The 25,007-nt window shown below is 68.3% G+C and carries 25 protein-coding genes and 1 pseudogene; 14 read left to right on the forward strand and 12 right to left on the reverse strand.

All coding sequences use genetic code 11. The annotated features are described in order from the left end of the window. The first annotated feature begins 36 nt into the window (after positions 1-36). The gene (locus ACFO8M_RS09690) at positions 37-801 is read left to right on the forward strand and encodes a TetR/AcrR family transcriptional regulator C-terminal domain-containing protein (protein WP_387973968.1); all 765 of its coding nucleotides are present in this window, start codon (positions 37-39) and stop codon (positions 799-801) included. On the opposite strand, the gene ACFO8M_RS09695 is transcribed toward ACFO8M_RS09690, so the two are convergent. Both ACFO8M_RS09695 and ACFO8M_RS09700 read right to left on the reverse strand, forming a co-directional pair. After that, the gene (locus tag ACFO8M_RS09695; RefSeq protein WP_387973971.1) at positions 798-1,463 is read right to left on the reverse strand and encodes a response regulator; all 666 of its coding nucleotides are present in this window, start codon (positions 1,461-1,463) and stop codon (positions 798-800) included. The two genes, ACFO8M_RS09690 and ACFO8M_RS09695, sit on opposite strands and share 4 nt — an antisense overlap. 58 nt (positions 1,464-1,521) lie before the next feature. Further along, the gene (locus ACFO8M_RS09700) at positions 1,522-2,376 is read right to left on the reverse strand and encodes a CPBP family glutamic-type intramembrane protease (RefSeq protein WP_387973974.1); all 855 of its coding nucleotides are present in this window, start codon (positions 2,374-2,376) and stop codon (positions 1,522-1,524) included. Between the two features lie 137 nt (positions 2,377-2,513). Here ACFO8M_RS09700 and ACFO8M_RS09705 point away from each other — a divergent pair, with 137 nt between their 5' ends. Next, entirely contained in the window at positions 2,514-3,752 is a 1,239-nt protein-coding gene (locus ACFO8M_RS09705; protein ID WP_387973977.1) for a sensor histidine kinase, read from the forward strand. Positions 3,753-3,855: 103 nt separating this feature from the next. Here the strand turns inward: ACFO8M_RS09705 and ACFO8M_RS09710 are convergent, their stop codons facing one another. The 4 genes from ACFO8M_RS09710 to ACFO8M_RS09725 all read right to left on the reverse strand — a co-directional run bounded on the left by ACFO8M_RS09710 (position 3,856) and on the right by ACFO8M_RS09725 (position 9,447). Next, entirely contained in the window at positions 3,856-5,040 is a 1,185-nt protein-coding gene (locus tag ACFO8M_RS09710) for a DUF4253 domain-containing protein (RefSeq protein WP_387973980.1), read from the reverse strand. Between the two features lie 262 nt (positions 5,041-5,302). Further along, positions 5,303-6,064, reverse strand: a complete 762-nt coding sequence (locus ACFO8M_RS09715; protein WP_387973983.1) for an SGNH/GDSL hydrolase family protein — start codon at positions 6,062-6,064, stop codon at positions 5,303-5,305. 372 nt (positions 6,065-6,436) lie between these two features. Continuing rightward, on the reverse strand, positions 6,437-8,356 hold the full coding sequence (locus ACFO8M_RS09720; RefSeq protein WP_387973986.1) for a beta-galactosidase: 1,920 nt from the start codon (positions 8,354-8,356) through the stop codon (positions 6,437-6,439). 260 nt (positions 8,357-8,616) lie between these two features. Next, positions 8,617-9,447: a hypothetical protein gene (locus tag ACFO8M_RS09725; protein ID WP_387973989.1), complete on the reverse strand. Its 831-nt coding sequence runs from the start codon at positions 9,445-9,447 to the stop codon at positions 8,617-8,619. 126 nt (positions 9,448-9,573) lie between these two features. Here ACFO8M_RS09725 and ACFO8M_RS09730 point away from each other — a divergent pair, with 126 nt between their 5' ends. The 5 genes from ACFO8M_RS09730 (at position 9,574) to ACFO8M_RS09750 (ending at position 15,379) form a co-directional block, all read left to right on the forward strand. Further along, on the forward strand, positions 9,574-10,860 hold the full coding sequence (locus tag ACFO8M_RS09730; protein ID WP_387973992.1) for an adenylosuccinate synthase: 1,287 nt from the start codon (positions 9,574-9,576) through the stop codon (positions 10,858-10,860). 198 nt (positions 10,861-11,058) lie between these two features. Continuing rightward, the gene (locus ACFO8M_RS09735; RefSeq protein WP_387973995.1) at positions 11,059-11,490 is read left to right on the forward strand and encodes an ester cyclase; all 432 of its coding nucleotides are present in this window, start codon (positions 11,059-11,061) and stop codon (positions 11,488-11,490) included. Between the two features lie 499 nt (positions 11,491-11,989). Then, positions 11,990-12,340 (forward strand): hypothetical protein, encoded by a 351-nt coding sequence (locus ACFO8M_RS09740; protein ID WP_387973998.1) that lies wholly within the window; start codon positions 11,990-11,992, stop codon positions 12,338-12,340. 121 nt (positions 12,341-12,461) lie between these two features. Beyond that, positions 12,462-13,154: an ABC transporter ATP-binding protein gene (locus tag ACFO8M_RS09745; RefSeq protein WP_387974001.1), complete on the forward strand. Its 693-nt coding sequence runs from the start codon at positions 12,462-12,464 to the stop codon at positions 13,152-13,154. After that, on the forward strand, positions 13,151-15,379 hold the full coding sequence (locus ACFO8M_RS09750) for a hypothetical protein (protein ID WP_387974004.1): 2,229 nt from the start codon (positions 13,151-13,153) through the stop codon (positions 15,377-15,379). Before ACFO8M_RS09745 ends, ACFO8M_RS09750 begins: the two co-directional genes overlap by 4 nt. A 128-nt stretch (positions 15,380-15,507) precedes the next feature. On the opposite strand, the pseudogene ACFO8M_RS09755 reads toward ACFO8M_RS09750, so the two are convergent. Both ACFO8M_RS09755 and ACFO8M_RS09760 read right to left on the reverse strand, forming a co-directional pair. Next, positions 15,508-15,699: pseudogene (locus ACFO8M_RS09755) on the reverse strand (DUF397 domain-containing protein); the annotation flags it as partial. Beyond that, the gene (locus ACFO8M_RS09760; RefSeq protein ID WP_387976315.1) at positions 15,700-16,077 is read right to left on the reverse strand and encodes a Scr1 family TA system antitoxin-like transcriptional regulator; all 378 of its coding nucleotides are present in this window, start codon (positions 16,075-16,077) and stop codon (positions 15,700-15,702) included. Positions 16,078-16,359: 282 nt separating this feature from the next. Between ACFO8M_RS09760 and ACFO8M_RS09765 the strand changes: the two genes are divergently transcribed. After that, positions 16,360-17,196, forward strand: a complete 837-nt coding sequence (locus tag ACFO8M_RS09765; RefSeq protein WP_387974007.1) for an alpha/beta fold hydrolase — start codon at positions 16,360-16,362, stop codon at positions 17,194-17,196. An 84-nt stretch (positions 17,197-17,280) separates the two neighbouring features. On the opposite strand, the gene ACFO8M_RS09770 is transcribed toward ACFO8M_RS09765, so the two are convergent. Next, entirely contained in the window at positions 17,281-17,772 is a 492-nt protein-coding gene (locus ACFO8M_RS09770; protein WP_387974010.1) for a GNAT family N-acetyltransferase, read from the reverse strand. 129 nt (positions 17,773-17,901) lie between these two features. On the opposite strand from ACFO8M_RS09770, the gene ACFO8M_RS09775 reads away from it, so the two are divergent. Further along, a complete protein-coding gene (locus ACFO8M_RS09775) occupies positions 17,902-18,600 on the forward strand; it encodes a hypothetical protein (RefSeq protein ID WP_387974013.1) in 699 nt (232 codons plus the stop codon). 72 nt (positions 18,601-18,672) lie between these two features. On the opposite strand, the gene ACFO8M_RS09780 is transcribed toward ACFO8M_RS09775, so the two are convergent. From ACFO8M_RS09780 to ACFO8M_RS09790, 3 genes are all read right to left on the reverse strand, one after another. Further along, entirely contained in the window at positions 18,673-19,146 is a 474-nt protein-coding gene (locus tag ACFO8M_RS09780; protein ID WP_387974016.1) for a PH domain-containing protein, read from the reverse strand. 84 nt (positions 19,147-19,230) lie between these two features. Further along, complete coding sequence (locus ACFO8M_RS09785) at positions 19,231-19,875, reverse strand: HAD family hydrolase (RefSeq protein ID WP_387974019.1); 645 nt, start codon at positions 19,873-19,875, stop codon at positions 19,231-19,233. Then, the gene (locus ACFO8M_RS09790) at positions 19,872-20,528 is read right to left on the reverse strand and encodes a TetR/AcrR family transcriptional regulator (protein WP_387974021.1); all 657 of its coding nucleotides are present in this window, start codon (positions 20,526-20,528) and stop codon (positions 19,872-19,874) included. The genes ACFO8M_RS09785 and ACFO8M_RS09790 overlap by 4 nt, the downstream gene beginning before the upstream one ends. A 95-nt stretch (positions 20,529-20,623) precedes the next feature. On the opposite strand from ACFO8M_RS09790, the gene ACFO8M_RS09795 reads away from it, so the two are divergent. The 5 genes from ACFO8M_RS09795 (at position 20,624) to ACFO8M_RS09815 (ending at position 25,006) form a co-directional block, all read left to right on the forward strand. Beyond that, the gene (locus ACFO8M_RS09795; RefSeq protein WP_387974024.1) at positions 20,624-21,019 is read left to right on the forward strand and encodes an SgcJ/EcaC family oxidoreductase; all 396 of its coding nucleotides are present in this window, start codon (positions 20,624-20,626) and stop codon (positions 21,017-21,019) included. Between the two features lie 53 nt (positions 21,020-21,072). Next, entirely contained in the window at positions 21,073-21,663 is a 591-nt protein-coding gene (locus tag ACFO8M_RS09800; RefSeq protein WP_387974027.1) for a hypothetical protein, read from the forward strand. Between the two features lie 123 nt (positions 21,664-21,786). Continuing rightward, positions 21,787-23,163, forward strand: a complete 1,377-nt coding sequence (locus tag ACFO8M_RS09805; RefSeq protein WP_387974030.1) for an ABC transporter substrate-binding protein — start codon at positions 21,787-21,789, stop codon at positions 23,161-23,163. Next, the gene (locus ACFO8M_RS09810; protein WP_387974033.1) at positions 23,160-24,161 is read left to right on the forward strand and encodes a carbohydrate ABC transporter permease; all 1,002 of its coding nucleotides are present in this window, start codon (positions 23,160-23,162) and stop codon (positions 24,159-24,161) included. The genes ACFO8M_RS09805 and ACFO8M_RS09810 overlap by 4 nt, the downstream gene beginning before the upstream one ends. Then, on the forward strand, positions 24,158-25,006 hold the full coding sequence (locus tag ACFO8M_RS09815; protein ID WP_387974036.1) for a carbohydrate ABC transporter permease: 849 nt from the start codon (positions 24,158-24,160) through the stop codon (positions 25,004-25,006). Before ACFO8M_RS09810 ends, ACFO8M_RS09815 begins: the two co-directional genes overlap by 4 nt. The last annotated feature ends 1 nt before the right edge of the window (position 25,007 follow it).

Below are 25,007 nucleotides of genomic sequence, written 5' to 3' on the forward strand. Positions count from 1 at the left end.
GTACCCGATTAGCAAGCGCGATACCATGAGGCCCCTATGGCGACACCACAGACGGGGGCGGGCGACCCCACACGAAGCCTCGAGCTGCTCTGGCGCGAGTTCGGGCCGCAGCCGAGCAGGCCAGGACCGAAGCCGAAGCTCACCGTCGACCGGATCGTGGAGGCCGCCGTCAAGGTCGCCGACCGCGAGGGCAGCTGCTTCGGGATGCGCAGCGTCTCAGCCGAACTCGGCGTGGGCGCCATGACGATCTACCGGTACGTCCCGGGCAAGAAGGAACTCATCGACCTCATGGTCGACCGGCTCTCCAGGATCGGCGACGACGCGCCCGACCTCGAAGAGCTGGACTGGCGCGAGGGCCTGGAACTGCTCGCCGAGGGCACGTGGCGGATCTACGAAGCGCACCCGTGGCTCCTGGAGATCAACCAGAAGCGGCCGGTGCTCGGCCCGGACTCGATGGCGGGCTACGACTTCTCGCTCGCGGCCTTCAGCGCGCACGACCTGCCCGACGTCGAGATCAACCTCGTCGTCACCGCCGTGATGAACATCGTGACCGGCACCGCGCGCCAGTACCTGATCCGCGACAGCGTGGACGAGGCCCCCGAGACCGCCGAAGAGGAATGGTGGAGCGCGCAGGGGCCGTATCTGGAGCGCGCGATCGCGTCAGGCCGCTTCAAGCACGTCGCGCGCTTCTCCGACCCGCAGGCCTGGAACATCACCGGCCATGACGCGATGCGCTACGCCGTCGACCGCTTCCTCGACGGCCTCGCCCCGCGCATGGAGGCCAGCCGCAGAGCGGACTAGCGGCGGTCGCCGGGGCGCACGAAACCGGACTCGTACGCCATGATGACCGCCTCGGTCCGGTTCCGCGCCCCCAGCTTGGTGAGCACACTGCCCACATGGGTCTTCACGGTCTCCAGGCCGAGGAACAGCCGCGTCGCGATCGCCTGGTTCGACAGGCCCTCCGCGACCAGGCGCAGCACCTCCGCCTCGCGCCGGGTCAGCGCGACCGGGCCGTGCGCGTTGCCCGGCGGCGGGGCGTGCGACGCCGCGAGCGACCGGATCGCCTCGGGGAACAGCAGCGCGTCGCCGCGCGCGACCACCCGGATCGCCAGCGCGATCTGGCCGATGTCGGCCCGTTTGAGCACGAATCCGCTTGCGCCGCTTCGCAGTGCCTCGTAGACGTACTCGTCGTTCTCGAACGTGGTGATGACGAGGACCTGCGGCGGCTCGGGCAGCGACTCGCGCAGCAGCCGGGTCGCGGAGATCCCGTCCAGGTCGGGCATGCGCACGTCCATGAGCACGACGTCGGGCCGCCACTGCTTCGCGAGCGGGAGGACCTGCGTCCCGCCGGAGGCCTCGGCGACCGGCTCGATGCCGGGCTGGGCGGCGAGGAGCGTGCGCAGTCCGGTGCGCGCCAAGGGATCGTCGTCGGCGATGAGCACGGAGACGGGCGGGGTGGTCACCGCCCGATGATGCCACCCCGCCTTCGCGTCCGCCTCCCTCGTGAGAGCGAGAACGCGGTCAGCGCGCGGCGGCGACCGGCTCGCGCTCCAGCGGTGCGTCGGCGGGCCGGTCCGCCGCGAGGCGCCCGCTCAGCAGGAGCCAGGCCGCGACGGCGACCATCGGTACGAGGCCGAGCAGCGCGCCGGTGTTGACCCGGTCCTCGCCGACGGCGATGCCGACGATCAGCGCCAGCACCATGTTGTTGCCCGCGTGGGCGAGGCTGGCCGTCCACACCGATCCGCTCGCCATGCGCAGCCAGCTGAGGATGACCTCCTGGAACAGGAACGAGACGGTCCAGATCGCGAGGCCGAGCGTCACGTTCGCGAACTCGATGTAGCCGAGGAACGCGAGCGGGTAGTGCCAGACGGCCCAGATCAGTCCGGTGAGCACAGTGGACATCAGCGGTCGTTCGGGGAGGAGCCGAAGCCGCAGATAGCTCGTCCAGCCGAACTCCTCGCCCCAGTAGACCGGCGTCAGCACCACGACCACGACCAGGAGCACCGCGATCGACGCCCACGCGGGCACGCCCGGCAGCAGCGCGAACGCCGCGGCATCGAACTCCCACACGCCCAATGCCACCGCGACCGCCAGCGCGGCGGCGGCGAACCCGAGGGGGCCGAGCCACGCGGCCAGGTACAGCCGCCACTGCTCGCGCAGGCGCGGCCGCATCCCCGCGTCGGCGAAGCCCTCCCGGGTGACCCACTTGCGGACGACGAACGCGGCGATCGCCGGAGTGAACGCGATCCCCGCGACCTGCACGAGCGGGTTGACCAGCGACAGGCCGAACAGCAGCACCGAGGCGAACATGCCGGCCCAGGCAAGGCCGAACGATATGGCGATGAAGGCGATGACGCCCTTGGTTCTCGACTCCACGGGGAGGTCCTCTCTCGAAACGATGTCGCCGCCAACGCTCGCCGCCGGGCCGCGCCCGTGCCTCCCGAGCGGTGGGGAATCGCGCCTCCCTCTCCGGAGGGAGTCGCCCGCGCGCCGCGGATGCCAGACTCGGCTCCATGCGACAGCTCTTGCGCCCCTTGCGCGACCCGATCGCCCTCCTGGGGTGGACGCACGCCTTCCTCGCCGCGGCGGCGGCGGGCCTGGCCTGTGTCCTGGTCGCGGCCGTGCTCGCGGCGGCGTGGCCGGGTCCCGTCCCCGGGTCGGTACTCGCGGCGGCCGGGTGTGCCGCGATCGCAGCGGCCGGGCTGCCCAAGGCTTCGCGGCGGGCGGCGGTGCGCACGGCGAACCGGCTCCTGCGGGCGGGCCTGCCCGAACCGGCTGCGGCGCGGCGTTTCTCGACGGAGGCCTGGTTCCTGCTGTGGACCTTCGCGGGTGCGGCCCTGATGCTCGCCACGGCGGTGGCGCTGGTCGGGCTGGCGCTGCCGGTGGTGTGGCTCGACGGCGGCGAGACCGTCACGATCCTGGTGCCCGTGGAGGTCCGCCCGGGCACGGCCGGGGCCTGGACCCTCGCGGTCGCGGTCGGGCTGGTGGTCGCGCTGATCTACTGCGCCGCAGCGTATGCGGCGCTCATGCGCCGACTCGCCGGGCGTCTCCTCGGGCCCGGCCTGGCCGAACGCCTCGCCGGAGCCGAGGAGGAGGCCCGCCGGGTCGCGTCCCGCAACCGGCTCGCGCGGGAGCTGCACGACGCCATCGGGCACACGCTGACGACCTCGACCATCCAGGCGGCGGTGGCCCGGCAGGTCCTGGAGACCGACCCCGCATCGGCGCGGCTCGCGCTCGCGGCGATCGAGGAGTCCTCCCGGTCGGCTTTGGACGACCTCGACCGGGCGCTGGGCGCGCTCCGGCAGGAGCCCGCGCCGTTGACTGCGGCGCCCACCCTCGCGGACCTGGGGCCGCTGTGCGACCGGGCCGCGGCGGCGGGCACGGTGGTCGCGGTGATGGTGGTGGGTGAGTTTGAGTCGGTGGCGCCTGCGGTGTCGCGGGAGGCGTACCGCATTGCGCAGGAAGGGATCACGAATGCTCTGAGGCATGCGCCGGGGGCCGCCGTCGAGCTGGAGGTGGAGGTCGGGGAGGACCGGTTGGGTCTGCGGGTCGCGAATCCGGTGACGGGCGGCGGCGGGGGCTACGGCCGCGGGCTCGAAGGCATGGCGGAGCGGGTGCGGCTCCTGGGGGGAGCGGTGGTGGCGGGTCGGGACGCCGGGGGCCGGTGGGTCCTGGAGGTGACGCTGCCTTTGCGGCCCGGCGGGGCCGCGTCAGTCGGCGGCGATACCGGCGGGGCGGCGTTCACGGCGTGAACGGTCCGGGAACCGGCCCGGCTTGCCGGGCGGCGTCACCGGGTCCGGTGCGATCGGTCTCGCGCTGCGCCGAGGTCGGCACAGCGCGCGAAGGCGCTACACGCTATGCCCACCTGAAGTACCAGGCCTTCGACCTGATCATGTGCTCGGCCAGGTCTTCCAAAGTAGGCACTCCGGAGTCCAGCAGCTCGGGGCAGTACGCGTAGACCTCGCCCGCGACCGCGATCGCCTCTTCGGCGGACGGCGGGTGCGGGACGTAGAGCTCGATCACGTCGTAGGTCATGGCGACCAGTTCGGCTTCGAAGCGGCGGTTCCAGCTGTGCAGGACCGCGGCGTGCTCGGCGCCGTACAGCTCCCAGTTCGTGGATCCCTTCCACGGGAACATGGCCGGGATCTTCCAGCCCGCGTCGGCCTGGACGAGCCCGAGGAGGCCCTGCTCCTGCGGGGTGGCGAAGTCGGTGTCGCCGCGGCGCGGCAGGATCGGGACGCCGCGGGCCGGCTCGCCCGCTTCGGCGGCCTTGTCGTGCAGGAGCTCGGCGGCGTTGATCTCGTCGGCGCGGGTGAGTTCGTCGTCGCCTTCGTGGATGATCGCCTCGCCGTTGTCGCGCCATTCCTCGGCCGCGCCGAGGAGGACGGGCATCCAGCCGGTCTGCTCGGCGGACTGGCGGATGTCGAGCCACCAGCCCAGGGCTTCGGAGGGGCGGACGGCGAAGGCCCACATGGCGGTGTCGCCGCGGCGCACGAGCTGGTGCATCTTGGGGACGCGGAGCCCGGCGGCGCGCAGTTCGGCACGGGGCGACCCGGCGATGTCGAGGGACTCGTCGTCCTCGATGCGCGGCATCATCTCGTCCCGGCCGGTGGTCGGCGGGCGCGGCGGCTCGGGCTTGTCCAGTGTGAGCAGTTCACGGCGGGGCCGCTCGGGCACGAAGATCGCCTCTAGTTCCGGTTCGGGCCTGATCTCGGAGGGCTGCTTGAGGACTTCGGCGCCGGACGGCTCGTCGTCGAGGTGCGAGTCGGGATCGGGTTCCGGGTCGAGATCGGGCACGGCCGTGAGGATCGGGCCTTCGGGTTCGGGCTCCGGCTCGTATTCGGGTTCGAGCGCGGGCACGAGCCTGAGGCCGCCGGTCGCTGGCGCCTGTGTGGCGATGCTGTCCTCCTCCGCAGCCTCCGGCGAGGGTTCCGGGCTGTTCTCGGGGGCGGCATCGTCTAGGGCACCAGAGGAGACGCTCGGTTCGGGCGAAGCCTCGGGCTCGGAGGCAGGTTCAGGTTGGGCGGCGGGATCTGGCACTGAATCAGGTGTGTCCCGGCGCCCCAACAGACGCTGGAGGAGTCCCACAATGAACCATGATGCCCTGTCGGTCCGACATCCGCCACGCCCACCCCCGAAGCGGCGGAGGAAGAATGCGAGGAGCGCTTGGGGACGCTACTTGCCGCGGCCCTTCCGGAAGAGGATGCCGAAGAAGAAGGCGCAGGTCATGATGATGACCATGACGGCCAGGAGTTTGAAGAGCAGGCCCATCAGCGTTCCTCGGTTCGGGTCGGGAGGCGCATCATTTCACCTTGGTCAGTTCGGGGCGCTTCGGGTCGACGGTGTCGCCGCTCGATTTGCCGGTGAGGCGGCGCTTGACCCAGGGGGCGAAGTGCTTGCCGGCCCACTTGACGCCGTTCACCTCGCGGCGCACGCGCGGCTGGTTCGGCAGGGGTTCGGTCCAGGCCGGGTCGGGTTCGACGCCGAGCGCCTCGCACACGTCGTAGGCGACGCGCTGGTGCCCGTACGTGTTGAGGTGCAGCCGGTCCTCGGACCACAGGCGCGGGTCCTCGAACGCGCGGTCGGCCCACAGGTCGATCAGGATCGCGTCGTGGCGTTTGGCGACGCGCTTGTAGGCGTCGTTGGTGGCGACGAAGCGCTTGCGCAGCACCGAGATGCCGGGGATGTGCGGGGTGATGTCGGCGCAGGTGAAGAGGATGACCTCGGCGCCGGAGGCCTTGAGGAGGCGGACCACCTCGTGGGCGCGGGTCGAGAGCTGCACGGGGTTGAAGCCGGGGCGGAGGGCGTCGTTGCCGCCTGCGGCGAACGAGACGAGGTCGGGGCTCTGCTTGATCGCGGGGACGACCTGCTCGTCGACGATGCGGTCGAAGAGCCGCCCGCGGATGGCGAGGTTGGCGTAGGCGAAGGCCGGCCACTGCTCGGCGGCGTGGAGGGCGAACAGGTCGGCCCAGCCGCGGTACCCGTCGCCGGCCGGATCGGGGTCGCCGACCCCTTCGGTGAAACTGTCGCCGATGGCTACGAAACTCGAGTACTCCGCCGCCATTGCACCCCACCTCCGTCTGCGCTGAGCGTCGCCCAGCCGCGGTGACGGCGCGGGCGTTCTCCAGCGTGCCTCATATAGATAACGATCGGATTTCGATCAGGTGGCGAGGACGGCCACAGCCGTCTGGACGGCTGTGAGACGACAGAGGTCGAAGGGTGAATGCCCTTCTGCCGCTTCAGGTTTGACGGTTCGAACGTGAATGGAGGGTCTAGGCAAATCGGACACTGCGCCAATTGGCGGAAGGGTCGCCGAGGCCGGGTCCGACAGGATTCGGCCGTCGAATCGGGCTAGACGTGTTCGAGGCGCCCACCGGTGAAGCCGGTGGGCGCCTCGATAACAGGTCAGGCGAGCTCTTCGCTCCCTCGAATCCGACTAGGCGTGCTCGCGGTGCACGACGACCTCGCCCGCAGGCACGTCGATCACGCCCTCGGCGGTCTTGACCTTCGCGTCCTCGTCCGTGTGGTTGATGCAGAACAGCCAGCTGCGGCCGTCCTCGTGGGCGCGGCGCACGACCTCGACGCCGACCGGCGCCTCGGCCACCGGCGCGACACCCGCGTCCTCGGCCGCGGCGGCCACGATCCGGTCGAGCGTGGCGTCGTCGGGGAACGTCGTCAGGTAGTGCGCGGTGCCCTCACCGAAGCGGTTGACCAGCCAGGCCGGGGTCCCGTCGGCGTAGGTGTCGCGGACCTCGGCGCCGGTGGATGCCGCCGCCTCGCTCCAGATCGTGCCGGTCCCGCCCGAAGCGAGCTCGACCGAACCGCCGATGAGCGGGTAGAACTCCTCGGTGCGCACGCCGAGCACGTCGCGGATCGCGCCGGGGTAGCCGCCGAGGTAGACCGTGTCGGTCTCGTCGACGATCCCCGAATACGGGGTCACGAGCACGGTGCCGCCGCCGTTCACGAACTGCCGCAGGTTCTCCGCGCCCTTGCGAGACAGCAGGTAGATCGCCGGGACGACCACGAACTTGTACTTCGAGAGGTCCCCTTCGGGTTCGGCGACGTCGGCGGTGATGCCCGCCCGCCACAGCGCCGCGTAGTACACGTCGAACACGGCCTGCGCCTTGATCTCGCTGGTCGGGCGCGACTCGTCCTCTTGGGCCCACGCGTTCGGGAAGTCCCACAGGATCGCCGTGTCGGCGCTCACCGTGGAGCCCTCGACCTCGGCGAGTTCACCCAGGCGCGCGCCCAGTTCGACGACTTCGCGCCAGATCTTGGAGTCGGTGCCCGCGTGCGGGACCATCCCCGAGTGCCACTTCTCGGCGCCCTGCTTCGAGGCGCGCCACTGGAAGAACATGATGGCGTCCGCGCCGCGCGCGAAGTGCGCGAGCGAGTTGCGCAGCATCTCGCGGGGGGCCTTGGCGCGGTTGCGGCCCTGCCAGTTGACGGCGGAGGTGGAGTGCTCCATGAGGATCCACGGCCTGCCGTTCCCGAGCGAGCGCGCGTAGTCGGCGGCGAAGCCGAGGTTGACGTGGGCGTTCTCGCCGACCAGGTAGTGGTCGGTCGAGACGACGTCGACGGCGTCGCTGAACTCCCACAGGTCGATCTCGGGGTGCGAGCCGGTCATGAAGTTCGTGGTCATCGGCTTGTCCGAGTACTTGCGGATGACCGCGGCCTCGGCCTTGTAGTTCTGCTTGAGCCGCCAGGACGAGTAGCGCTTCCAGTCCAGCACCTGGCCCGGGTTCGCGAACGTCGGCGTCGGGAGCGGCGCGTACACCTGGTCCCAAGCCGAGTAGGCCTGCGACCAGAACGCGGTGCCCCACGCGGCGTTGAGCCCGTCGAGGTCGCCGTAGCGATCGCGCAGCCACATGCGGAACTTCGCGGTCGCGGCCTTCGTGTAGGAGCGGGCGTTGTGGCAGCCGTACTCGTTGTGGAGGTGCCACAGGCCGACCGCCGGGTGGTCGGCATAGCGCTCGGCGATCTTCTCGGTGATGGCGAGGGCCTTGGCGAGGTAGACGTCCGAGGAGGGGTCGAAGGCCTGGCGGGAGCCGTGGGTGAGCTGGCGGCCCTCGGCGTCGACCATGACCGCTTCGGGGTAGGTCGCGGCGAACCACGGCGGCGGGGACGCGGTTGGCGTGGCCAGGCAGGCTTCGATGCCGTTGGCGGCGAGGAGGTCGAGGACCTCGTCGAACCACGCGAATTCGTAGCGGCCCTCTTCGGGCTCCAACAGGGCCCAGGAGAAGATGCCGACGCTGACGCGGTTGACGCCCGCTTCGCGCATGAGGCGCATGTCCTCGGCCCAGATCTCGCGGGGCCACTGCTCGGGGTTGTAGTCACCGCCATAGACGATCGCCATGCGGGGAGCTCCTTCACTGGGGGAGGGTTGGGTGCGCCCTCCAGGCTACGGGAAGCCGAAGTTGGCATCAACCCCATTGACCAGCTTTTTCGCCCCGTTTTACAAAGTGGCGGCCGTCTCGAATCGTTTCAATCGCAGCCCCCGTGAGCAGGCAGAACCGCTCCAGAAACCGTGCGTTGTCACACCCCGGCGTCAGGGTTGTCGCCGGGGGTGCGGTGAATGTCCGTTTTGAAGGCTAGCGCCAGGAAACGCCAAACTCGCTAAGCGCCGACGTACCAACCCGCCGCGCCCGGCTCGATCCACCAAGTCCGCTTGCGCCCCAGCTCGCCCACGAGCCCGTCCTGAATGAACGTCACCGTGTCCTCCGGGTGCACCGCCACGGCCCGCCCCCGGGCCCGGCGCACCTCGATGCGCAGCTTCTTCCGCAAGCGCCCCACGGTCACCGGCACCGCCACCGCGACGTCGACCTTCCCGTCCGCCGGGTCGGGCTCGGCCAGCACCATGTCCTCGGTCGCCGCGTAGCCGTCCGCGTTCGCGACCACACAGGCGAGAATCTGCTCGCTCCCGTCCGCGAGAACGACATCGTCGATGTTCACGACCCCGCGCCAAGGCCGGTCCCCGCCGCCCAGCCGCACGCCGTCGACCGCGACGCCGCCGCCGTCGTGTCGCAGCAGATCAGTGTGCTTCACCACTCCCTCGGCCACGGCCGCAGCGACCTCCGCCGGCTTCTCGGGCAGGCCCAGCCGCGCCACGATCCCCGGCGCGGCGCCCAGCGGCAGGATCGCCAGCGCGGGCAGGTCCGGAATGGTCCGTCCCTCGGGCAGGCCCTCAGGCCGCTTGCTCGGAGCCGGGACCGCCATGCGCACCAACCGCGCCATGACCGCGTTGACCTGCTCGTCCGTATCCACAGCGAGTACGATGCGCTCGTTGGGATCCGCGAGAGCGGCGTCGACCTCTTCGGGTTTGGAGGCCTCGGCGGTGCGCACGATCGCGCCCCGCGCCTTCAACTCGTCCACCAGATGCAGCGCCTGGGTGCGCGGCCCGGGATTCGCGCAGTTCGACTCCACGAGTGTCAACACGACTACGTTCACAGCCGCCACCTTACGGTGTGACGGGGACCCGATTCATAGTGCTTAGGCCTGGTGAGACCCCGCATAAATGAATGCAAGTAGGCTTACCAAGTAATCGGGTGATCAACTTCCCGGGAGGATGGGCAGATGCCAGCGATCGCGGTCGTCGGAACGCAGTGGGGCGACGAGGGCAAGGGCAAGGTAACCGACCTGCTCGGCGCCGAGATGGACTACGTCGTGCGCTACCAGGGCGGCAACAACGCCGGCCACACGGTCGTCACCCCTGACGGCACGAAGTACGCCATCCACCTGGTGCCCGTGGGCATCTTGACCCCGGGGGTCGTCCCGGTCATCGCCAACGGCGTGGTCGTGGACCCGAAGTTCCTCCTCGCCGAGCTCGACGAGCTCATCGCCGGGGGCGTGGACGTCTCCAACCTGAAGCTCTCGGCCGACGCGCACCTGATCATGCCCCACCACCGGGCCCTCGACCGCGTGGTCGAGCGCTACCTCGGCGGGGCACGCATCGGCACCACCGGCCGCGGCATCGGCCCGGCCTACGCCGACAAGGTGGCGCGCCAGGGCATCCGCGTGCAGGACCTGCTCGACCCGAAGATCCTCTCCATCAAGCTGGAGCAGATCCTCCGCGAGAAGAACCAGATCCTCGTGAAGGTCTACAACCGCAAGGCGATCGACCCGCAGGCCGTGGTCGAGGAGTACCTCCAGTACGCCGAGCGCCTCAAGCCGTACATCGCCGACACCCGCCTGATCCTGAACCAGGCGCTGGACGCGGGCAAGAACGTGCTCCTCGAAGGCGCGCAGGCGACCATGCTCGACGTGGACCACGGCACCTACCCGTTCGTGACCTCCTCGAACCCGACCACCGGCGGCGCCTGCGTCGGCACCGGCATCGCACCGAACAAGATCACGACCGCGATCGGCATCATCAAGGCGTACACGACCCGCGTGGGCTCCGGTCCCTTCCCGACTGAGCTGTTCGACGAGTTCGGCGAGTTCCTGCTCAAGAAGGGCGGCGAGTACGGCGTCACCACCGGCCGCCGCCGCCGCTGCGGCTGGTTCGACGCGGTCCTCGGTCGCTATGCGGTGCGGGTCAACGGGATCACCGACCTCTTCGTGACGAAGCTCGACGTGCTGTCCGAACTGGAGCGCGTCCCGATCTGCGTCGCCTACGAAGTGGACGGTCAGCGCGTCGAGGAGATGCCGATGACGCAGACCGATGTGCACCACGCGAAGCCGATCTACGAGTACCACGACGGCTGGTTCGAGGACATCTCCCACTGCCGCAAGTTCGACGAACTGCCCGCGAACGCGCAGACCTACATCGAGCGGCTCGAAGAGCTCTGCGGCGCCCAGGTGAGCGTCGTCGGCGTCGGCCCGGGCCGCGAAGAGAACATCATCCGCCACCCGATGCTGTAAGTGCATTCGCGAAGGGGCGCGGGCATTGCCCGCGCCCCTTCGCGTTGCCCCCGATAGCCGTACTTTCCGGGCGTCCGCGATCGAACCTCGCAGGCGCCGCAGAGGTGCGTTCAGGTCGGTCCGCTCGACCGATTCTCCCAAGGGCGCCTTTGCACTCGATGGTGCGGTGCACAATCGGGGTTCAAGGGGGTGGGACTGATGAATCAGGCAAGAGATGTACTGGACAGGCTGACCAACACGGCGATCGAGCAGCACGACCTCGACGGGGCGATGAGCCTCTACGCCGAGGACGCCGTGGTGATGACTCCCGACGCGGGAGTGCTCCACGGCCGCGACGAGATCACCGCGTACTGGCACGACTTGATGGACGCCTTCCCGGACGGCCATTACGAGCACATCAGCAGGATGGAAGCCGACGGCAAGGCCGTCGACGAGGGCTACTTCGAGGGCACCAACACGGTGGAGATGAAGACGCCCACGGGCGAGACGATCCCGGCTACCGGCAAGCGCGTCAAGCTCCGCAGCTGCGACATCGCGACCGTGAAGGACGGCATGATCACCGAGCATCATCTGTACTTCGACGAAGGCGAGTTCATGCGCCAGCTCGGACTGACGCCGCCGCCCAGCTAAGGGCCGGCCAAAGGCGCCCAACAAAGCAACGACGGCCTCCGGCTTCGCCGGGGGCCGTTCACTGTCCGGATATGGTGCGACCCATGAGGATTGAAGTCGACCGGAACTCAGTGCCGATGGGTTAGGACGTCGACCCGCACCTGCAACAACGGCGCAGCGCCCCTGATCAAGCCCGCCCCATTGGCGGCGAAGCCGCTGCATCGGTTCAGGCGTCGATGCGGGCCAGTACGCCGAGCTATCGCCGGACAGGCACAATCCGGAAATGTCGGAGATTCCCGAGTCGCGCTGCGTCACCAGAGGCTACCAACTATTGCGTTGAACGTGGGGCCCCCTACGTCCCCAAGCGCGATGGCAGGTTCAGGCCAGGACCTTGATGTTCCAAATAGGTCTCTGTAGGTTCGACCGGGATGAGCGGCAGAGCTTTCGCACCGCAAAGCCGCCCATCCCCCCACAGGAAGGGCCAGTCCAATGGCCCACCCCGAAGAAAGGCAAACATAGCATGACCAGCAATAACCCCTGGGCGAAGCGCACCGCTGTCGCAGTCGCGGCCCTCGCGATCCTCGGCTCCGCTTCCCCCGTCCTGGCGGCGACCGCGGAGACCTGGGGCTCCCGGGCCACGACCAACTCAACCGACACGACGGTGACCGTTACCGACACCTCACAGAACGCGAATGAGGCCAACTCCGACTTCTACGTGAACGGCAGCAACACGATGCGAACGATCACGGCGACCGAGGGGAAGAACTCCTCGGTGACGAGCGGGAAGTACGACGACGGCATCGAGAAGATCCGAGCCTGCAACGTTCGGCCGCTTTCGCCGGACAACTGCTCCGACTGGAAGAACACCTGATCGCCGCCACCATCTGATCGGCGCGATCGTCACGTGACACCCGTCCGATCAGGGGGAGCTTGAAATCCAGTGGGCCAGGAGCGATCCTGGCCCACTCCCGCGACTAAGGGGAGTGCCAACCATGTCCAAACTGCCGAATCCCGTGCTCGCGATCAGCGGGCTCTCCTACTCGATCGGAAACCGCGCGCTCTTCGATGGACTCGAGCTGACGCTCTCGCAGGGAGAATCGGCGTCCATCCTCGGCCCCAGCGGATCTGGCAAATCTACGCTGCTCTCATTGATCCTCGGCCTGTTCCCGATGGATTCCGGTGTGGTGAGACTCGACGACGAGAGTATCGCTGACATGTCCATATCTGCACTGGCTCGACTCAGGGCACGTGCCATCGGCATGGTGTTTCAATTCGGTGAATTGCTCCCTGAACTCAGCCCACAAGACAATGTGGCGCTGGCCGCCATGCTGGCAGGAGGGGATGCAGCCGAAGCCCAGAGCAGGGCATCCGATCTCCTCAAGCGACTCGGTGTACCCGACTCCCCCACAGTGGAGACATTGTCGGGAGGAGAACGGCAGCGCGTCGCCGTGGCACGAGCGCTGATCAACAAACCACTGCTGCTGCTCGCAGATGAGCCCACCGGCGCATTGGACGAGGAAAATCGCGACAAGGTGGCCGACCTCCTCTTCAGTCTTCCCTCTGAACAAGGATGCGCACTCCTCGTCGTGACCCACGATCGATCAGTGGCCTCCCGAGCTGACCGAGTCCTGACGATTGCGCAAGGCTCGCTCCAAGTGGCTGCCGAGAGCGAGCAAGGTCAATGACCAACGCGCACAAACTCACCCGGCAACTTCTGGTCATAGGGTTCGCCGCAGGCCGCCGTGCAGAGGCCGGGCGCATACGATTCGCCGCACTCGCCGCCGCCACCACCACGCTGGCCCTCGCGTTGGCGACAATCGCCGCGATCGGCATCGCAAGCGCCGCGAGACTGGACCGCGCAGGCGAGGGCGTGCCGACGCTAGCTGAACCCGACGCTCCAGAGACCGGTCTGCTGCTCATGGAGAGCGCATTCGACGAGTTGGAGAACGACCGCCAGTTCCAAGTCTTCTATCTCGACCCGGTCGGTCCCGATGCACCGCTGCCTCCTGGGCTCACCGACTGGCCCGAGCCTGGACAGGCCTATCTCTCACCGCGACTCGCATCCGCCGGGGCAGACGAGGGGATTGCCGACCGGTACGGCGAGTTCGGCGGCCTGATCGATACCGACTCCTTGGCCGACCCTGGCGAGCAGTTGGCGTACGTACGACCGGTCGGCGGGCTGGACACCGTGAACGGGGACCCGCTGCGCGTGGTCGGTTTCGACTCAGGCGGAGACCCGGAAAATGCCTGGGGCGTTCACTGGCTCCTCATCGAACAGGACTTCTCCATCGGCGGGCTGATCGCCATTGCGCTCGCGATGCTGCTGCTCCCCTCAGCGCTGCTGACCGTTGTCGCGGTACGAACCGGTGCTGCACTGCGCGACCGCAGGGAACATCTGATCACCGTGCTGGGAGGCAACAGACGCAGTCGATTTCTGATCTCACTTGGTGAGTCGGCCCTCCCGGTCGCAATCGGCGCCATCGGCTCCGCTATCGCGATCATCGCCGCTTCATCCTTCGAGTTCACCGTGCCTTACGCGGAGTTCGTCATCGCACGTGGCGACCTTCTCCAGGGTTGGTGGCTACTGGTGCTCTGTCCTGTATCGGCCGGGGCGATGGTCTTGCTCGTCTCTGCAATCCTGGGCGCGCGAGCAACCGATCGCCGCTCGAATCGTCCGAGACCAGCACGCCGGCCTCGCCTGCTCCTCCTCTGGGCGACGCTGTGCCCCGTGTTCATCTGCGTCGCAACGGTTCTGCCGCCTTTGTTCGCGGGAACCCCCGGCTACGCGCTCTCAAACCTCATCGGTGTCGCAGGAGTGATAGCGACCCTTCCTTCAGCGATAGCGGTGAGCACAGCCTGGCTCGCGAGCCGCGTCGAGCGCATCGGCCGTACGCGGAACAAGCCGTCGCTGCTGATCATCGGACGCCGCATAGTTGCCCATCCGCGCGCGACCGCCAGGCAGATCAGTGGTGTCGCGACGGGCGCGGTTCTCCTATGCCTCGTCCTCGGGTACCAGGGACTCTTCTCCGAGCAGGCAGTGAGCGCGCAGCAGTACCTGGACCGATACGGCTATCAGATGGTCCAGGTCTCGGCCAATGGTGCTCCCACCGAGCCCCAAGCAGACCGCTTTCTCGTGGATCTGACGGGCCGTCTCGACTTCGTAGCCGCAACGGTCGACAGCACGCAGGACACTTCGATCAGCTTCTACGGTGACTGCCAAAGCCTCGAAGTGCTCAGCCTGCCTTGCCCTCCGGCGGGGCAGGTCGCACAGCTGACCGGGACTCTCGTCGACCAACGGCTTGAGAACTGGGTCAGCGGGTTCCGCTTCGGCGACCTCTCGCTGACCGTGCAGGAGGCCGACGTCCCGGTGGTGGTGGCAGAACATGATGCACTCATGCTCGGGTTCACCCCGAACGGAGGCGAGGTATCGGTCGCCGATGTCAAATCCGCAGGCAAGGTGTTCACGACGGGGGTCAGCGTTGAGGCCCCTGGCGAGTCCTGGTTGACCGGGGCCGTTCCGCATCGCGATCAAGCCCGCTGGGTCGGATTGTTCGGAGCGATCGGTTTGATGGTCCTGGCCGGTGTCGCCGCAGTGGGAGCGGCAGGCGAATTCATCCGCAGCAGCCGAGCGCTCTCGCCTCTGGTAGCGGTGACCGGTCGGACAACAGTGTTTCGGAACATGGCCGCATTGGCGGTCTGGACGCCCCTGTTCATGGCTTCGGTAGGCGGGTTCGCCGTAGGAGTCTGGGTGACCCGACCGTTGACCTCAATGGGTCAGAACTTGATCACTCCAGGCCTGCTCTTGGCATGCAGCGGGCTTGTGCTGATTGTCGGTGCGCTCATGTGGTGGTGGGCTTCCGCAACGATGATCAAGGAGGCATCCGAGTGGCGCCCAGGCCGCAGTGACTGAACGACTCGGACGCCGATCTGCGCGAACCGGCCCCCGGCGATGCCGGGGGCCGGTTCGCTTGCGCTTCGGTAAGCGGGTCGTGGTGGCGCGCAGGAGGGTTGCGAACTCGGCGGGGCGAGGTCGAAGACCGGGGAGTCGTGGCCGAGCTTCGAGTCGCGGACCTGGAACTGGCCTTCGAAGGTCCTGGCCTCCACGCAGTTCTGGTCAGCACGGCTATTACTGCTGCGGCTCGACTTGCGCCAGGTCCGGCGGCACTCGACGCAGTTCTGGTCACCGCTGTCGCTGCTGCGACGGGACTTACGCCAGGAGGTTGCTTGCATCTATGAACTCCTTATCGGGACGGCGGGCGGTGCCTGCCTCGTCTGGTCGAAGGCCCCTTCACAGTGGCTGACGATCTTGCCAGCATCCTCGTAGTGGCTCCCGTGGAGAGATTCTAGATAGACCGTCGTGGGGAAGACTCCGTCGGCGAAGTACATGATCCTGTATGGGCCAAGGATGCTCGGGTAGTTACCTGCGGCGTACGGTATCACCAGCATATCGATGTTGTCGCGCTCGTTCAGATCCAGCAATTGCCGGTATTGCCCCTGCATAACCTCCAAGCTTCCGACCACCCGTCGAAGCGCCGCCTCGTCGGTCAAGTAGATGATTTCTGGTGCACTGCTGCTGCCCAGCACCGCCCCCTGCCGCTCGATTCGCAGTCCTTGGTCAGGGCCGCCTTTCTTCGCTTGTAAGTTCGGATTCCGCGCACTGCGCGTGCAACAAGCGTTACCTGAGACTCATGCGAACCGCATCCCCGACACGCCATGAGATCCCCTTCGTGCCAAAAGTGTCTAGTTAACGGTCACTTTGACTTTCACCACTCCTGCGCCATCATCGCGCCGAAAACCCACGTATCACTCGTGCGCCATCCGCCACGGTGCGATGCTGGAGTCATGCCACCCCGGGTCGGGGCCATCGTTTCGCGCGACTGGAGAAGGCACATGAGCAGCCAGCACACCCACACTGTGACCACCACTGACGGCGCCACCATCGCGGGAAGCGTGAGCGGCGAAGGCCCGCCTTTGGTGTTCGCGCACGGCATCATCGGTGATGGCGAGCTCGACTGGCAGGCGCTGGTGCCGCATTTGACGGATCGGTTCACCTGCCACCTGCCGAGCCTGCGGGGCCGCGGCGGCAGCAGCGACCATCCCGACCTCGGCTTCGGCCGAGTGGTCGACGACCTCTTGGCCTACGTTAGGAGCGTTCCGCAGGCCACCGGCCTGGTGGGCTGGTCCCTCGGCGCCGGTATGGCGCTCACCGCGGCAGGCACGCGGCCGGACGCGGTGGCAGCGCTGGCGGTCGTCGAGCCCGGCATGCCGGGCCTGATGAACGAGCAGGAGCAGGCGGCCATGGGCGCCGCAATCGCCCTCATGGCCGAGCTGGCCGGCGGGGGAGGGGGCGCCGACGCGGTCCGCGCGTTCGCCGGTTTCGTGTTCGACGACAACGACATCGCCACTGCGGAACGCATCGGCTACTTCGGGGCCACAGCGCGGTACGTCCCGGCAATGCTCGATTTCTTCGGGCAGCAGATGCAACAGGTGGGCCCGGTCCCCGAGGACCCGGCCCTGCTCGGCAGGATCACGGCTCCGGTGCTGGTGGTGCAGGGATCGAACCCCGCGCCCAACGTCGCCGCGGGCGTGCGGCAGGTGGTCGACAACGTCACCACCACACAGCTCCGGGAGATTCCCGGTGCGGGACATGCCATCCCGCTGACCCACCCCGAGGCGCTCGCCGACGCGCTCGCCGAGTTCTTCATGGACCGGGGCCCGCGCCAGTAGGCCCCGATTCGAAGCCGAACGCGAAAAGCGCGGCCTCGTCTGAGACTCGAGCCTCGAATTCACCGCCGTTTTCCTGCCCGCCAATCAGATCCGATCGTCGAGCGGCTTCATCATGACCCGATCGGCACCCAGATCCGGATCTGATGGCGCAGCGAGGTCGATGAAGCCGTTCCGTTTGTAGAGGCCCTTGGCCGCCGCGTTGCGCTCGTAAACGGCGAGCCGCAGTTGCGCCGCACCAGAAGTGCGTGCCCACCGCGCCACTCCAAGGATCAGCGCGTCACCGACGCCGGCGCCTCTTGCCTTGGGGCTCACCCACATGGCGATCAGCTCCCGCGTCATCGCATCGCCGGTTGGCACACCGCTCGCCATGCCGACAGGGCGGCCATCGACCTCGGCGACGAGGTTGTGCGAACCCGGCATCGCGAGACGGGACCGCCAGCGCTCTTCCCGATCGCCGTCGCCCTGCCAATCCGCCAAGCGGGAGGCGAATGCGTAGGGCGCCTCGGCTAGCGCGGCGAGCCGCAGCTCCCTCCACAAGCGCCAGTCTTCGCTGGAAAGCGCGCGCAGCTCGATCACGCCCTCAGTGTGGCAGTCTCCGCGTCCGAAAGTCGCTGGGGCACTATGGGGAACGCCGCGACTAGAATGTGAGCGCCGAACACCGATTCAACAGCGTTCTCCTGGGAGCGGCTCAGAACTGGAGGTTCCGTGTCCTTCGTCCAACCCGACCTCCCCGCGCTGCGAGCGAACTACGAAGTCCAGTGGGCTGAAGGGAAGGCCGCGTTCACCGATGGCACCTTCCAAGTCGATCCCGTTCCCCGCGACGGCGTTCCGCGTTTCGGGCTGAGCTTCGTCGTGCGGGCCGAGGGCCCGTTCGCCGACAGGATCGCGGCCGAGTCCGAGGCGATCGCCGCGCGGTGCCGCGGCACACATCTGAACTATCGCCCGGAGGACCTCCATTCGACGGTGAGAAGCGTTGAGGGCTACCAGGACACGGTGCCTCAGGCCCAGATCGACCACTACCTCGGACAGTTCAAGCAAGCCGTCGAAGGGCTCGGCCCGATCGAGGCGCGCTTCGAGGGCCTCGGCGGATCGCGGGGCGGCCTGTACGTTCGCGGCTACCCGAACGCGACCCTCCTCGAACTGCGGCGCCGTCTGCGCGACGCCCGCGTCCCGTTCGGGAACCTCGGGCCGGCCGGCGGCGACGGCGATCGGTACCGCGACAACGCGCACGTCTCACTGCTCGTGCCGCGCACGGCCGTTCCGGAACCGGAGGTCGCCGCCTACGTCGACGCCCGCACCACCGCCGACTTCGGCTCCTTCACCTGCGCCGAGGTCTCACTCGTGGTCTGGCGCCCCGACCTCCGCGCGGCGAACATCGAAGAAATCGACCGCATCAGCTGGTGAACCGAGCCCAGGGCTCGATCAATTTCCCGGGGCTTGGTCGGCGGCTGTGCCCAAATGGGCGCGGCCAGTCCGCTATTCGTCCTGTCGACCCGCGACCCAGTCCTCGCCGCGGAACTCCACCCACAGCCCCCGCAGTTTGGAAGCCTCCTCTTCGACACCGGGAACCGTCGCGGTGGTCAGGTACGGCAACGTCGTCTTCCGCCCGTTCCGGTCGCGGACGACGACCCAATCCTGACCCCGCCGATCGCGGACGACCTCGATGGACTGGATGTCGCTCCATGGTGTCCGCCTTGTACGCAGGAGCCCTCTGACGGTCAGGTACTCGGCACTGGTCCCCGTGTACATCTGCCGCGTCAGGCCGAGAAATATGCCGGTCAAAGCGAACACGGTGACACCGATGAACAGCGCGGCCCACACCGGCACCCCGTCTGCGGTGAGGCCGAGCGATCCCGAGCAGATCCCGAGCATGCCCATCAACACCGCGCCCGCCGTGTGGTCCGATGCGAACGTCGTGTTGTAGATGGGAAACCGCCGGAAGTCGTGCATCACGCACCGCCTCTCGCCATCCGACCGACCGGAGACCCAGTGTGCGGAACCGACTCCGGGACCGGTCCCGATCCCCTTCGGCCGTCAGAGCACGCGGTCGAGGATGACGCCCTTCAACTCGATGAGCGTTTCGATTCGATGGCTCGCCTGCGAGAAGTCTTGGCCTTCAGTGAAGTCGTTATGGACGATGACGCAGTCGATGCCGGCCGCTACGGCTGATCGCAGACCTCTCGACGAATCCTCTACGACCAAGGTCGCTTCTTTGGTGGCCCCGAGGCGTTGCAATCCGGTCAGGTACGGTTCCGGATGCGGCTTGGCGAGCTCATAGTCCTCGCGGACAAGGACGAAATCCATGAACCTTCTGATCTGGCGATTCTCATGGATGATCGCAAAATCCGCACGTCTTGCGGTCGTCACGATCGCCATGCGGACGTATTTCGACAGCTCCTCGAGAGCTTCGACGACGCCCTCGATCTCGATGGCTTCTGTCCTGAGGTATTCCTGGTAGTACTCGTTGCGGACCTCGCGCTGCCTGTCGATGGTCGGCTCATCGATGCCCGCGGCCCTGGCTTGGGCCCACGTGGCCAAGCCCTGACTCATGTCCCGGATGTACTGCTCCTTGTCCAAGGTGAACCCGACGTCCGCCAAAGCACGTTCTCCGGCTTTGTAATACCAGCCTTCGGTGTCCACCAGAACGCCGTCGTGATCGAAGAGCACGTACTTTTTCATTGCTTCCAACGTTCGGTGAAGAGTTCGTATCCGGGGGCTTCGCCGGGCAGCTTCGGGTTGTCCGCTGCGCGCAGGCCGTCGAGGGCGATCGCGGTGATGCGGGCTCTCGCGGCGGCCGCGGCTTCGGCGAGGTCGGTTCGGCCCTGTTTCGCGAGTTGCTCGATGAGCGGGGACTTGCCGAGCTGCTCGATGAGGAGTTCGACGTCGATGACCGTGGCGTCCGGGCGCAGGGCCCCGGCCGTGTGCGCCCGGTCGATGACCGCGGCGACCGCCGTGTCGGCGCGGCGGTTCTTGGCCTGGATCTCTTCGGTGAGGGCCAGCGTCCCGGCGATGGGACTGAGCGAGCCGGCGAACTCGATGGCCCTGGTGACGTACGCGGCCAGTCCGTTCCAGGGGTCGGGGTCGGCCAGTGCGGCCTCCGCGGCCTCCAGGTACTGGTCGAGGACCAAGTCCAAGAGCCGCAGGAAAAGCGCGTCCTTGGTCGGGTAGCGGCGGTAGAGGCTGCCGATGCCCACGCCCGCGTGTTTGGCGATGGCGGCGACCGAGGCGTGGGCGCCGTCGGTGGCGAGGACGGCGCGGGCGGCGTCGAGCAGGGCCTGGTCGTTGCGTTCGGCTTCGGCCTGGCGGGGGGCTCGGCGGCGTTCGACTGTCATGCGGGTCATGGTACCCGGACTTGCGGAGCGGATCGCTCCGGTATAGATTCAAACGGAGCGAATCGCTCCTAAAGAAGATTGAAGGAGGCACCACGATGAACGCCGAGAACGAGACCACCGCCATCGCAGCCACCGTCGCCGAATACCAGCGGCACCAGAACGACCCCGGACCCTTCCTCGCCCTGCACACCGACCAGACCGCGGTGGTCAACATCGCGGGCCGCCGCGTGCTGGGCAAAGACCAACTGACGCAGGCGATGACGGCCGCGCTCGCGTCGCCGCTGGCGCAGGTGCGCACCACGCTCGACATCGAGGACATCCGCTTCCCGCGCTCCGATGTGGCGCTCGTCAGCGCGATCAAGACCGTCCACGACGAACGGGACGAAGCCGGCGGCCTCCCCACCACCGGCGCCCTCACCCTGGTGATGGTCAAGAACGCCGATCGGTGGCAGGTCACCCTCGCCCAGACCACACCCCGTCTCGCGGCCTGAAGGCGCGCGGGTCCACTGCCTATTCTGGAGTCCCCTCCGAAAGGCGGACCCCCGTGAAACGACTCGTCCCCCTGCTCGCGCTGCTCGTCGCCCCCGCGCTCGTCTCGTGCGGGGGCGTCGAAGCGGGCGGCGCTCCCCCGTCGAGCGACACCGCCATGAACGTCGAGGACGGCGTGCAGCTCGAGTTCCGCATGACCGAAGAAGCGCTCGGCACCACCAGCGCCGACTGCGAGGCCCGCTACCCCGACACCGACGGGGAGTCGGTCACCCTCGATGCCGACCCCGGAGAACCGATCGACGTGTGCGCGGAGGTCGACGGCGTCCTCGGCGAGGTGCGACTCGCCCCGGCGATCGTGAGGGCCGAGCACGTCGACTACCTCGACTTCGACTACGGGACCGCGGGCCTGCCCACGGTCTACGTGGTGTTCGACGAGGAGGGCGTCGAGGCGTGGAACGCCGCCGCCGCCGCGGCCACCGAGGAGGACGGGTGGCCCGGGCTCGTGCACATCATGGTCGAGGGCCGGTCGATCGAGGTCACCAGCAGCAGCAACCTCAGCCCCAAGGGCATCCTCCAGCTCGAGGGCATCGACACCATCGAGGAGGCGGAGGCCATCGTCAACACCATGGCCACCGGCGACCGCTGACCTGCCGCCGTATTCGACGCGAACCTTCGGTTCGCGAGCACACAGGGGTACCGCCCGACCACTCATCGCCGCTATAGTGCGGATTGGACGCTGTTCGCGCCGATTCGCCCCTTAGGAGCGGCTATGAGGACATTGACGACCTGCGTGGCGGCCTCGATGCTGCTGCTCGCCATATCCGCCTGCAGCCCAGAGGAATCCGAGGAAGGCGACGGTTCGATCACCTTCTGGACGCCGTACACCACTCCTGAGCGGATCGCGGCGCAGCAGCCGGTCATCGACGCGTTCACCGAGGCCACCGGCATCGAGGTCGAGATGGTCCCACTCGAACCGGACCAGGCCGGGCAGACGCTCGTGACCTCGGCGGCCTCGGGCGACGTGCCCGACGTGATCGCGCACAATCCTTCGAGCACCGCCGCATGGGCCGCGCAGGGGCTGCTCGACGACGAGGCGCCGCAGGAGATCGTCGACGACCTCGGCTCCGACACCTTCAGCGGGGCCGCGCTCGACATGGTCACGATCGGCGGGAGCCTGCACGCCGTGCCCTCGGACGGGTGGGGCCACACCATCGCCTACCGCACCGACCTGTTCGAGGACGCCGGGCTGGAGCCGCCCTCGTCGGTCGCGGACATCGCGGCGGCGGCCGAAGCGCTCGACTCGGACGGGTTGGCGGGCATCGCGATCGGGACCACTCCGGGGGATGTGTACACGCAGGAGGGCATCGAGTCGATGCTGCTCCCGTTCGGGTGCAGGCTCGCCACGGAGGGGTCGGTCCAGATCGACTCGCCCGAGTGTGTGGAGGGCCTGGCCCACTACCAGCGGCTCGCCGCAGCGGCCGGTCCGGCGCAAGTGGACGTCGAGGCCGCGCGGGCCGCGTACCTCTCCGGCTCGGCCGCGATGGTGCTGTTCTCCTCCCACGTCGTCGACGAGGTCGCCGGGCTCGACGTCGACAACCCGGTGACCTGCCCCGAATGCGCGGAGAACCCCCGGTTCCTGGCCGAGAACACCGCCTACCTGACCACGTTCACCGGTGTCGGGAACGAAGCGCCGGTCGAATACGGACAGACGACGAACTACGGCATCCCGGCCGGTGCGAATATCCAGGACGCGAAGGCGTTCATAGAGTTCATGCTCACCGACGGCTACGTGGAGAACCTCGCCTCGGCGACCGAGGGCCGCATCCCGGTGCGGCCCGGCCCGGAGGCGGGGTCGACGGAGTATCTCGACGCGTGGTCGGCGCTGCCGTTCGGCAACGACCGGACGCAGGAGGTCTCGATCGAGCAGATCTACGGCCCGCAGCTGGTCGAACGGCTCGCCGCCGGGGCCGAGGAGTTCACGCGCTGGGGCTGGGGCACCGACGACGCCGAACTGGCCGGGATCGTGTTCTCGCAGACGATCCTCGCCACCGAGGCCGAGGCGCTCTTCGACGGCGCCCCGCCCGAAGAGGTCGCCGCGTCGATGGCGGCCGCAGTCGAAGCGGCGCAACAGGACCTGGGCGGATGAGCGAAGGCGCGCCGACCGCGACGGCGGCCCCGCCCGACCCCGCGCCGTCCGCTCCGCAGCGCGAGAGCCGGGGCCGCAGGACCCTGACCATCTCGCAGCGGGAGGACCTCCACGGCCGACTCCTCGTGAGCCCCACCGTGATCGTGGTGCTCCTGTTCGCGGTGCTGCCGTTCCTGGCCGTGGTGCTGTTCGCGTTCCTCGACGTGCGCCTGGTCGACATCCCGCGCCTGTACATCGACAACCTCGAGTTCACCGGCGAGAACGTCGCCGCGGTCTGGGGCTCGCCCCGATTCTGGTCGGCCGCCACGACCACGGTGATCTACGCGGCGGCCTCGTCGGCCGGGGCGGTGCTCGTCGGGCTCGCGGTCGCACTCGCGCTGCGGCGCCCGTTCCGCGGGCGCGGGCTCATCCGGGCGCTCGTGCTCATCCCGTACGTGCTGCCCGTGGTCGCGGCCGCCACGATCTGGAAGACGCTCCTCAACCCCGGGTACGGCCTGGTGAACGCGGTCGGCACCGAATGGCTCGGCTGGGCCGAGCCGATCGCGTTCCTCACCACGACCAGCCGCGACCTCGGGCCGTTCGCGGTGCCGGTCGCGCTGCTGTGCGTCATCGCGTTCGAGGTGTGGAAGACCTTCCCGCTCGCGTTCCTGTTCATCACGGCCCGACTGCAAGTGGTGCCCGAGGACATCGAGGAGGCCGCGCAGATCGACGGGGCCGGGAAGACGCGGATCTTCCGCCACCTGCTGCTGCCCGAGCTCGCCGGTGTCATGGCGCTGCTCGCGGTGCTGCGGTTCCTGTGGTCCTTCCAGAACTTCAACGACATCTACCTCCTCACCGGCGGCGCGGGCGGCACTGAAGTGCTCGCGGTGCGGGTCTACTCGGAGCTGGTGGTGCGCGCCAACATCGGCACGGCGAGCGCCACGGGCCTGCTCATGACCGGGATGCTCCTGTTCGTGGTCGCCCTGTACGCGTGGATGATCAAACGGGAGAAGGCATGAGCAGACCCTCCACTGAAGACCGCGTCCTCGGCGTACTCCGCTGGATCGTTATCACTATGGCCGTGCTCGTCACTGCCGGGCCGCTGCTCTACGGCTTCCTGCTCTCCTTGCGGCCCTTCCAGTCCGTGGTCTCCGAGCCGCTGGACCTCTTCCCCTCCCCCGACGAGGTCACGATGGAGGCCTACCCCACCGCGATGGTCGAGTACGGGCTCGGCGGGAACATGGGGAACTCCCTCCAGGTCGCGCTCGCCACCGCCGGCCTCGCGATCCTCTTCAGCGTCCTCGGCGCCTACGCGGCCGTGCGGCTGCGCTTCTTCGGGCGCAACACCGTGAACGTCGTCTTCCTCGGCGTGTACCTGCTCCCCGGGATCGTGCTCGCGGTGCCACTGTTCGTGCTGCTCAGCCGGGTCGGACTCACCGGGACGCTGGTGGGCCTGGTGTTCGTGTACGTGGCGCAGACCGTGCCCGTCGCGCTGTACATGCTCCGCACCTACCTCATGGCCGTGCCGTCCTCGGTGGAGGAGGCGGCGATGATCGACGGGTGCGGGCGGCTCGCGCTCATCCGCCGCGTCGTACTGCCACTCGCGCTCCCCGGCGTGGCGGCCACCGCCCTGTACGTGTTCATGATCGCCTGGAACGAGTACCTGTTCGCGCTGCTGTTCCTCGTGGCCGACCGGGAGCGGTGGACGGTCTCGCTCGGGATCGCGCAGCTCACCGAGTTCTCGGTGCCGACCACGGTGCTCATGGCCGGGTCGATCGCGATCACCGTGCCGGTGGTCGCGGGGTTCTTCCTGGCGCAGCGGCTGCTCGTCACCGGGCTGACCTCCGGCGCAGAGAAAGGTTGAG

This window comes from Glycomyces rhizosphaerae, from assembly GCF_042647865.1.
Classification (GTDB): Bacteria; Actinomycetota; Actinomycetes; order Mycobacteriales; family Micromonosporaceae; genus Glycomyces; species Glycomyces rhizosphaerae.

Excerpts from the sequence above, each read along its gene's own strand:
- ACFO8M_RS09690 (WP_387973968.1), top strand. The coding sequence starts at position 37 with ATGGCGACACCACAGACGGGGGCGGGCGACCCCACACGAAGCCTCGAG.
- ACFO8M_RS09705 (WP_387973977.1), top strand. The coding sequence starts at position 2,514 with ATGCGACAGCTCTTGCGCCCCTTGCGCGACCCGATCGCCCTCCTGGGG.
- ACFO8M_RS09715 (WP_387973983.1), bottom strand. The coding sequence starts at position 6,064 with ATGGCGGCGGAGTACTCGAGTTTCGTAGCCATCGGCGACAGTTTCACC.
- ACFO8M_RS09720 (WP_387973986.1), bottom strand. The coding sequence starts at position 8,356 with ATGGCGATCGTCTATGGCGGTGACTACAACCCCGAGCAGTGGCCCCGC.
- ACFO8M_RS09730 (WP_387973992.1), top strand. The coding sequence starts at position 9,574 with ATGCCAGCGATCGCGGTCGTCGGAACGCAGTGGGGCGACGAGGGCAAG.
- ACFO8M_RS09735 (WP_387973995.1), top strand. The coding sequence starts at position 11,059 with ATGAATCAGGCAAGAGATGTACTGGACAGGCTGACCAACACGGCGATC.
- ACFO8M_RS09740 (WP_387973998.1), top strand. The coding sequence starts at position 11,990 with ATGACCAGCAATAACCCCTGGGCGAAGCGCACCGCTGTCGCAGTCGCG.
- ACFO8M_RS09745 (WP_387974001.1), top strand. The coding sequence starts at position 12,462 with ATGTCCAAACTGCCGAATCCCGTGCTCGCGATCAGCGGGCTCTCCTAC.
- ACFO8M_RS09750 (WP_387974004.1), top strand. The coding sequence starts at position 13,151 with ATGACCAACGCGCACAAACTCACCCGGCAACTTCTGGTCATAGGGTTC.
- ACFO8M_RS09765 (WP_387974007.1), top strand. The coding sequence starts at position 16,360 with ATGAGCAGCCAGCACACCCACACTGTGACCACCACTGACGGCGCCACC.
- ACFO8M_RS09780 (WP_387974016.1), bottom strand. The coding sequence starts at position 19,146 with ATGCACGACTTCCGGCGGTTTCCCATCTACAACACGACGTTCGCATCG.
- ACFO8M_RS09785 (WP_387974019.1), bottom strand. The coding sequence starts at position 19,875 with ATGAAAAAGTACGTGCTCTTCGATCACGACGGCGTTCTGGTGGACACC.
- ACFO8M_RS09790 (WP_387974021.1), bottom strand. The coding sequence starts at position 20,528 with ATGACAGTCGAACGCCGCCGAGCCCCCCGCCAGGCCGAAGCCGAACGC.
- ACFO8M_RS09795 (WP_387974024.1), top strand. The coding sequence starts at position 20,624 with ATGAACGCCGAGAACGAGACCACCGCCATCGCAGCCACCGTCGCCGAA.
- ACFO8M_RS09805 (WP_387974030.1), top strand. The coding sequence starts at position 21,787 with ATGAGGACATTGACGACCTGCGTGGCGGCCTCGATGCTGCTGCTCGCC.
- ACFO8M_RS09810 (WP_387974033.1), top strand. The coding sequence starts at position 23,160 with ATGAGCGAAGGCGCGCCGACCGCGACGGCGGCCCCGCCCGACCCCGCG.
- ACFO8M_RS09815 (WP_387974036.1), top strand. The coding sequence starts at position 24,158 with ATGAGCAGACCCTCCACTGAAGACCGCGTCCTCGGCGTACTCCGCTGG.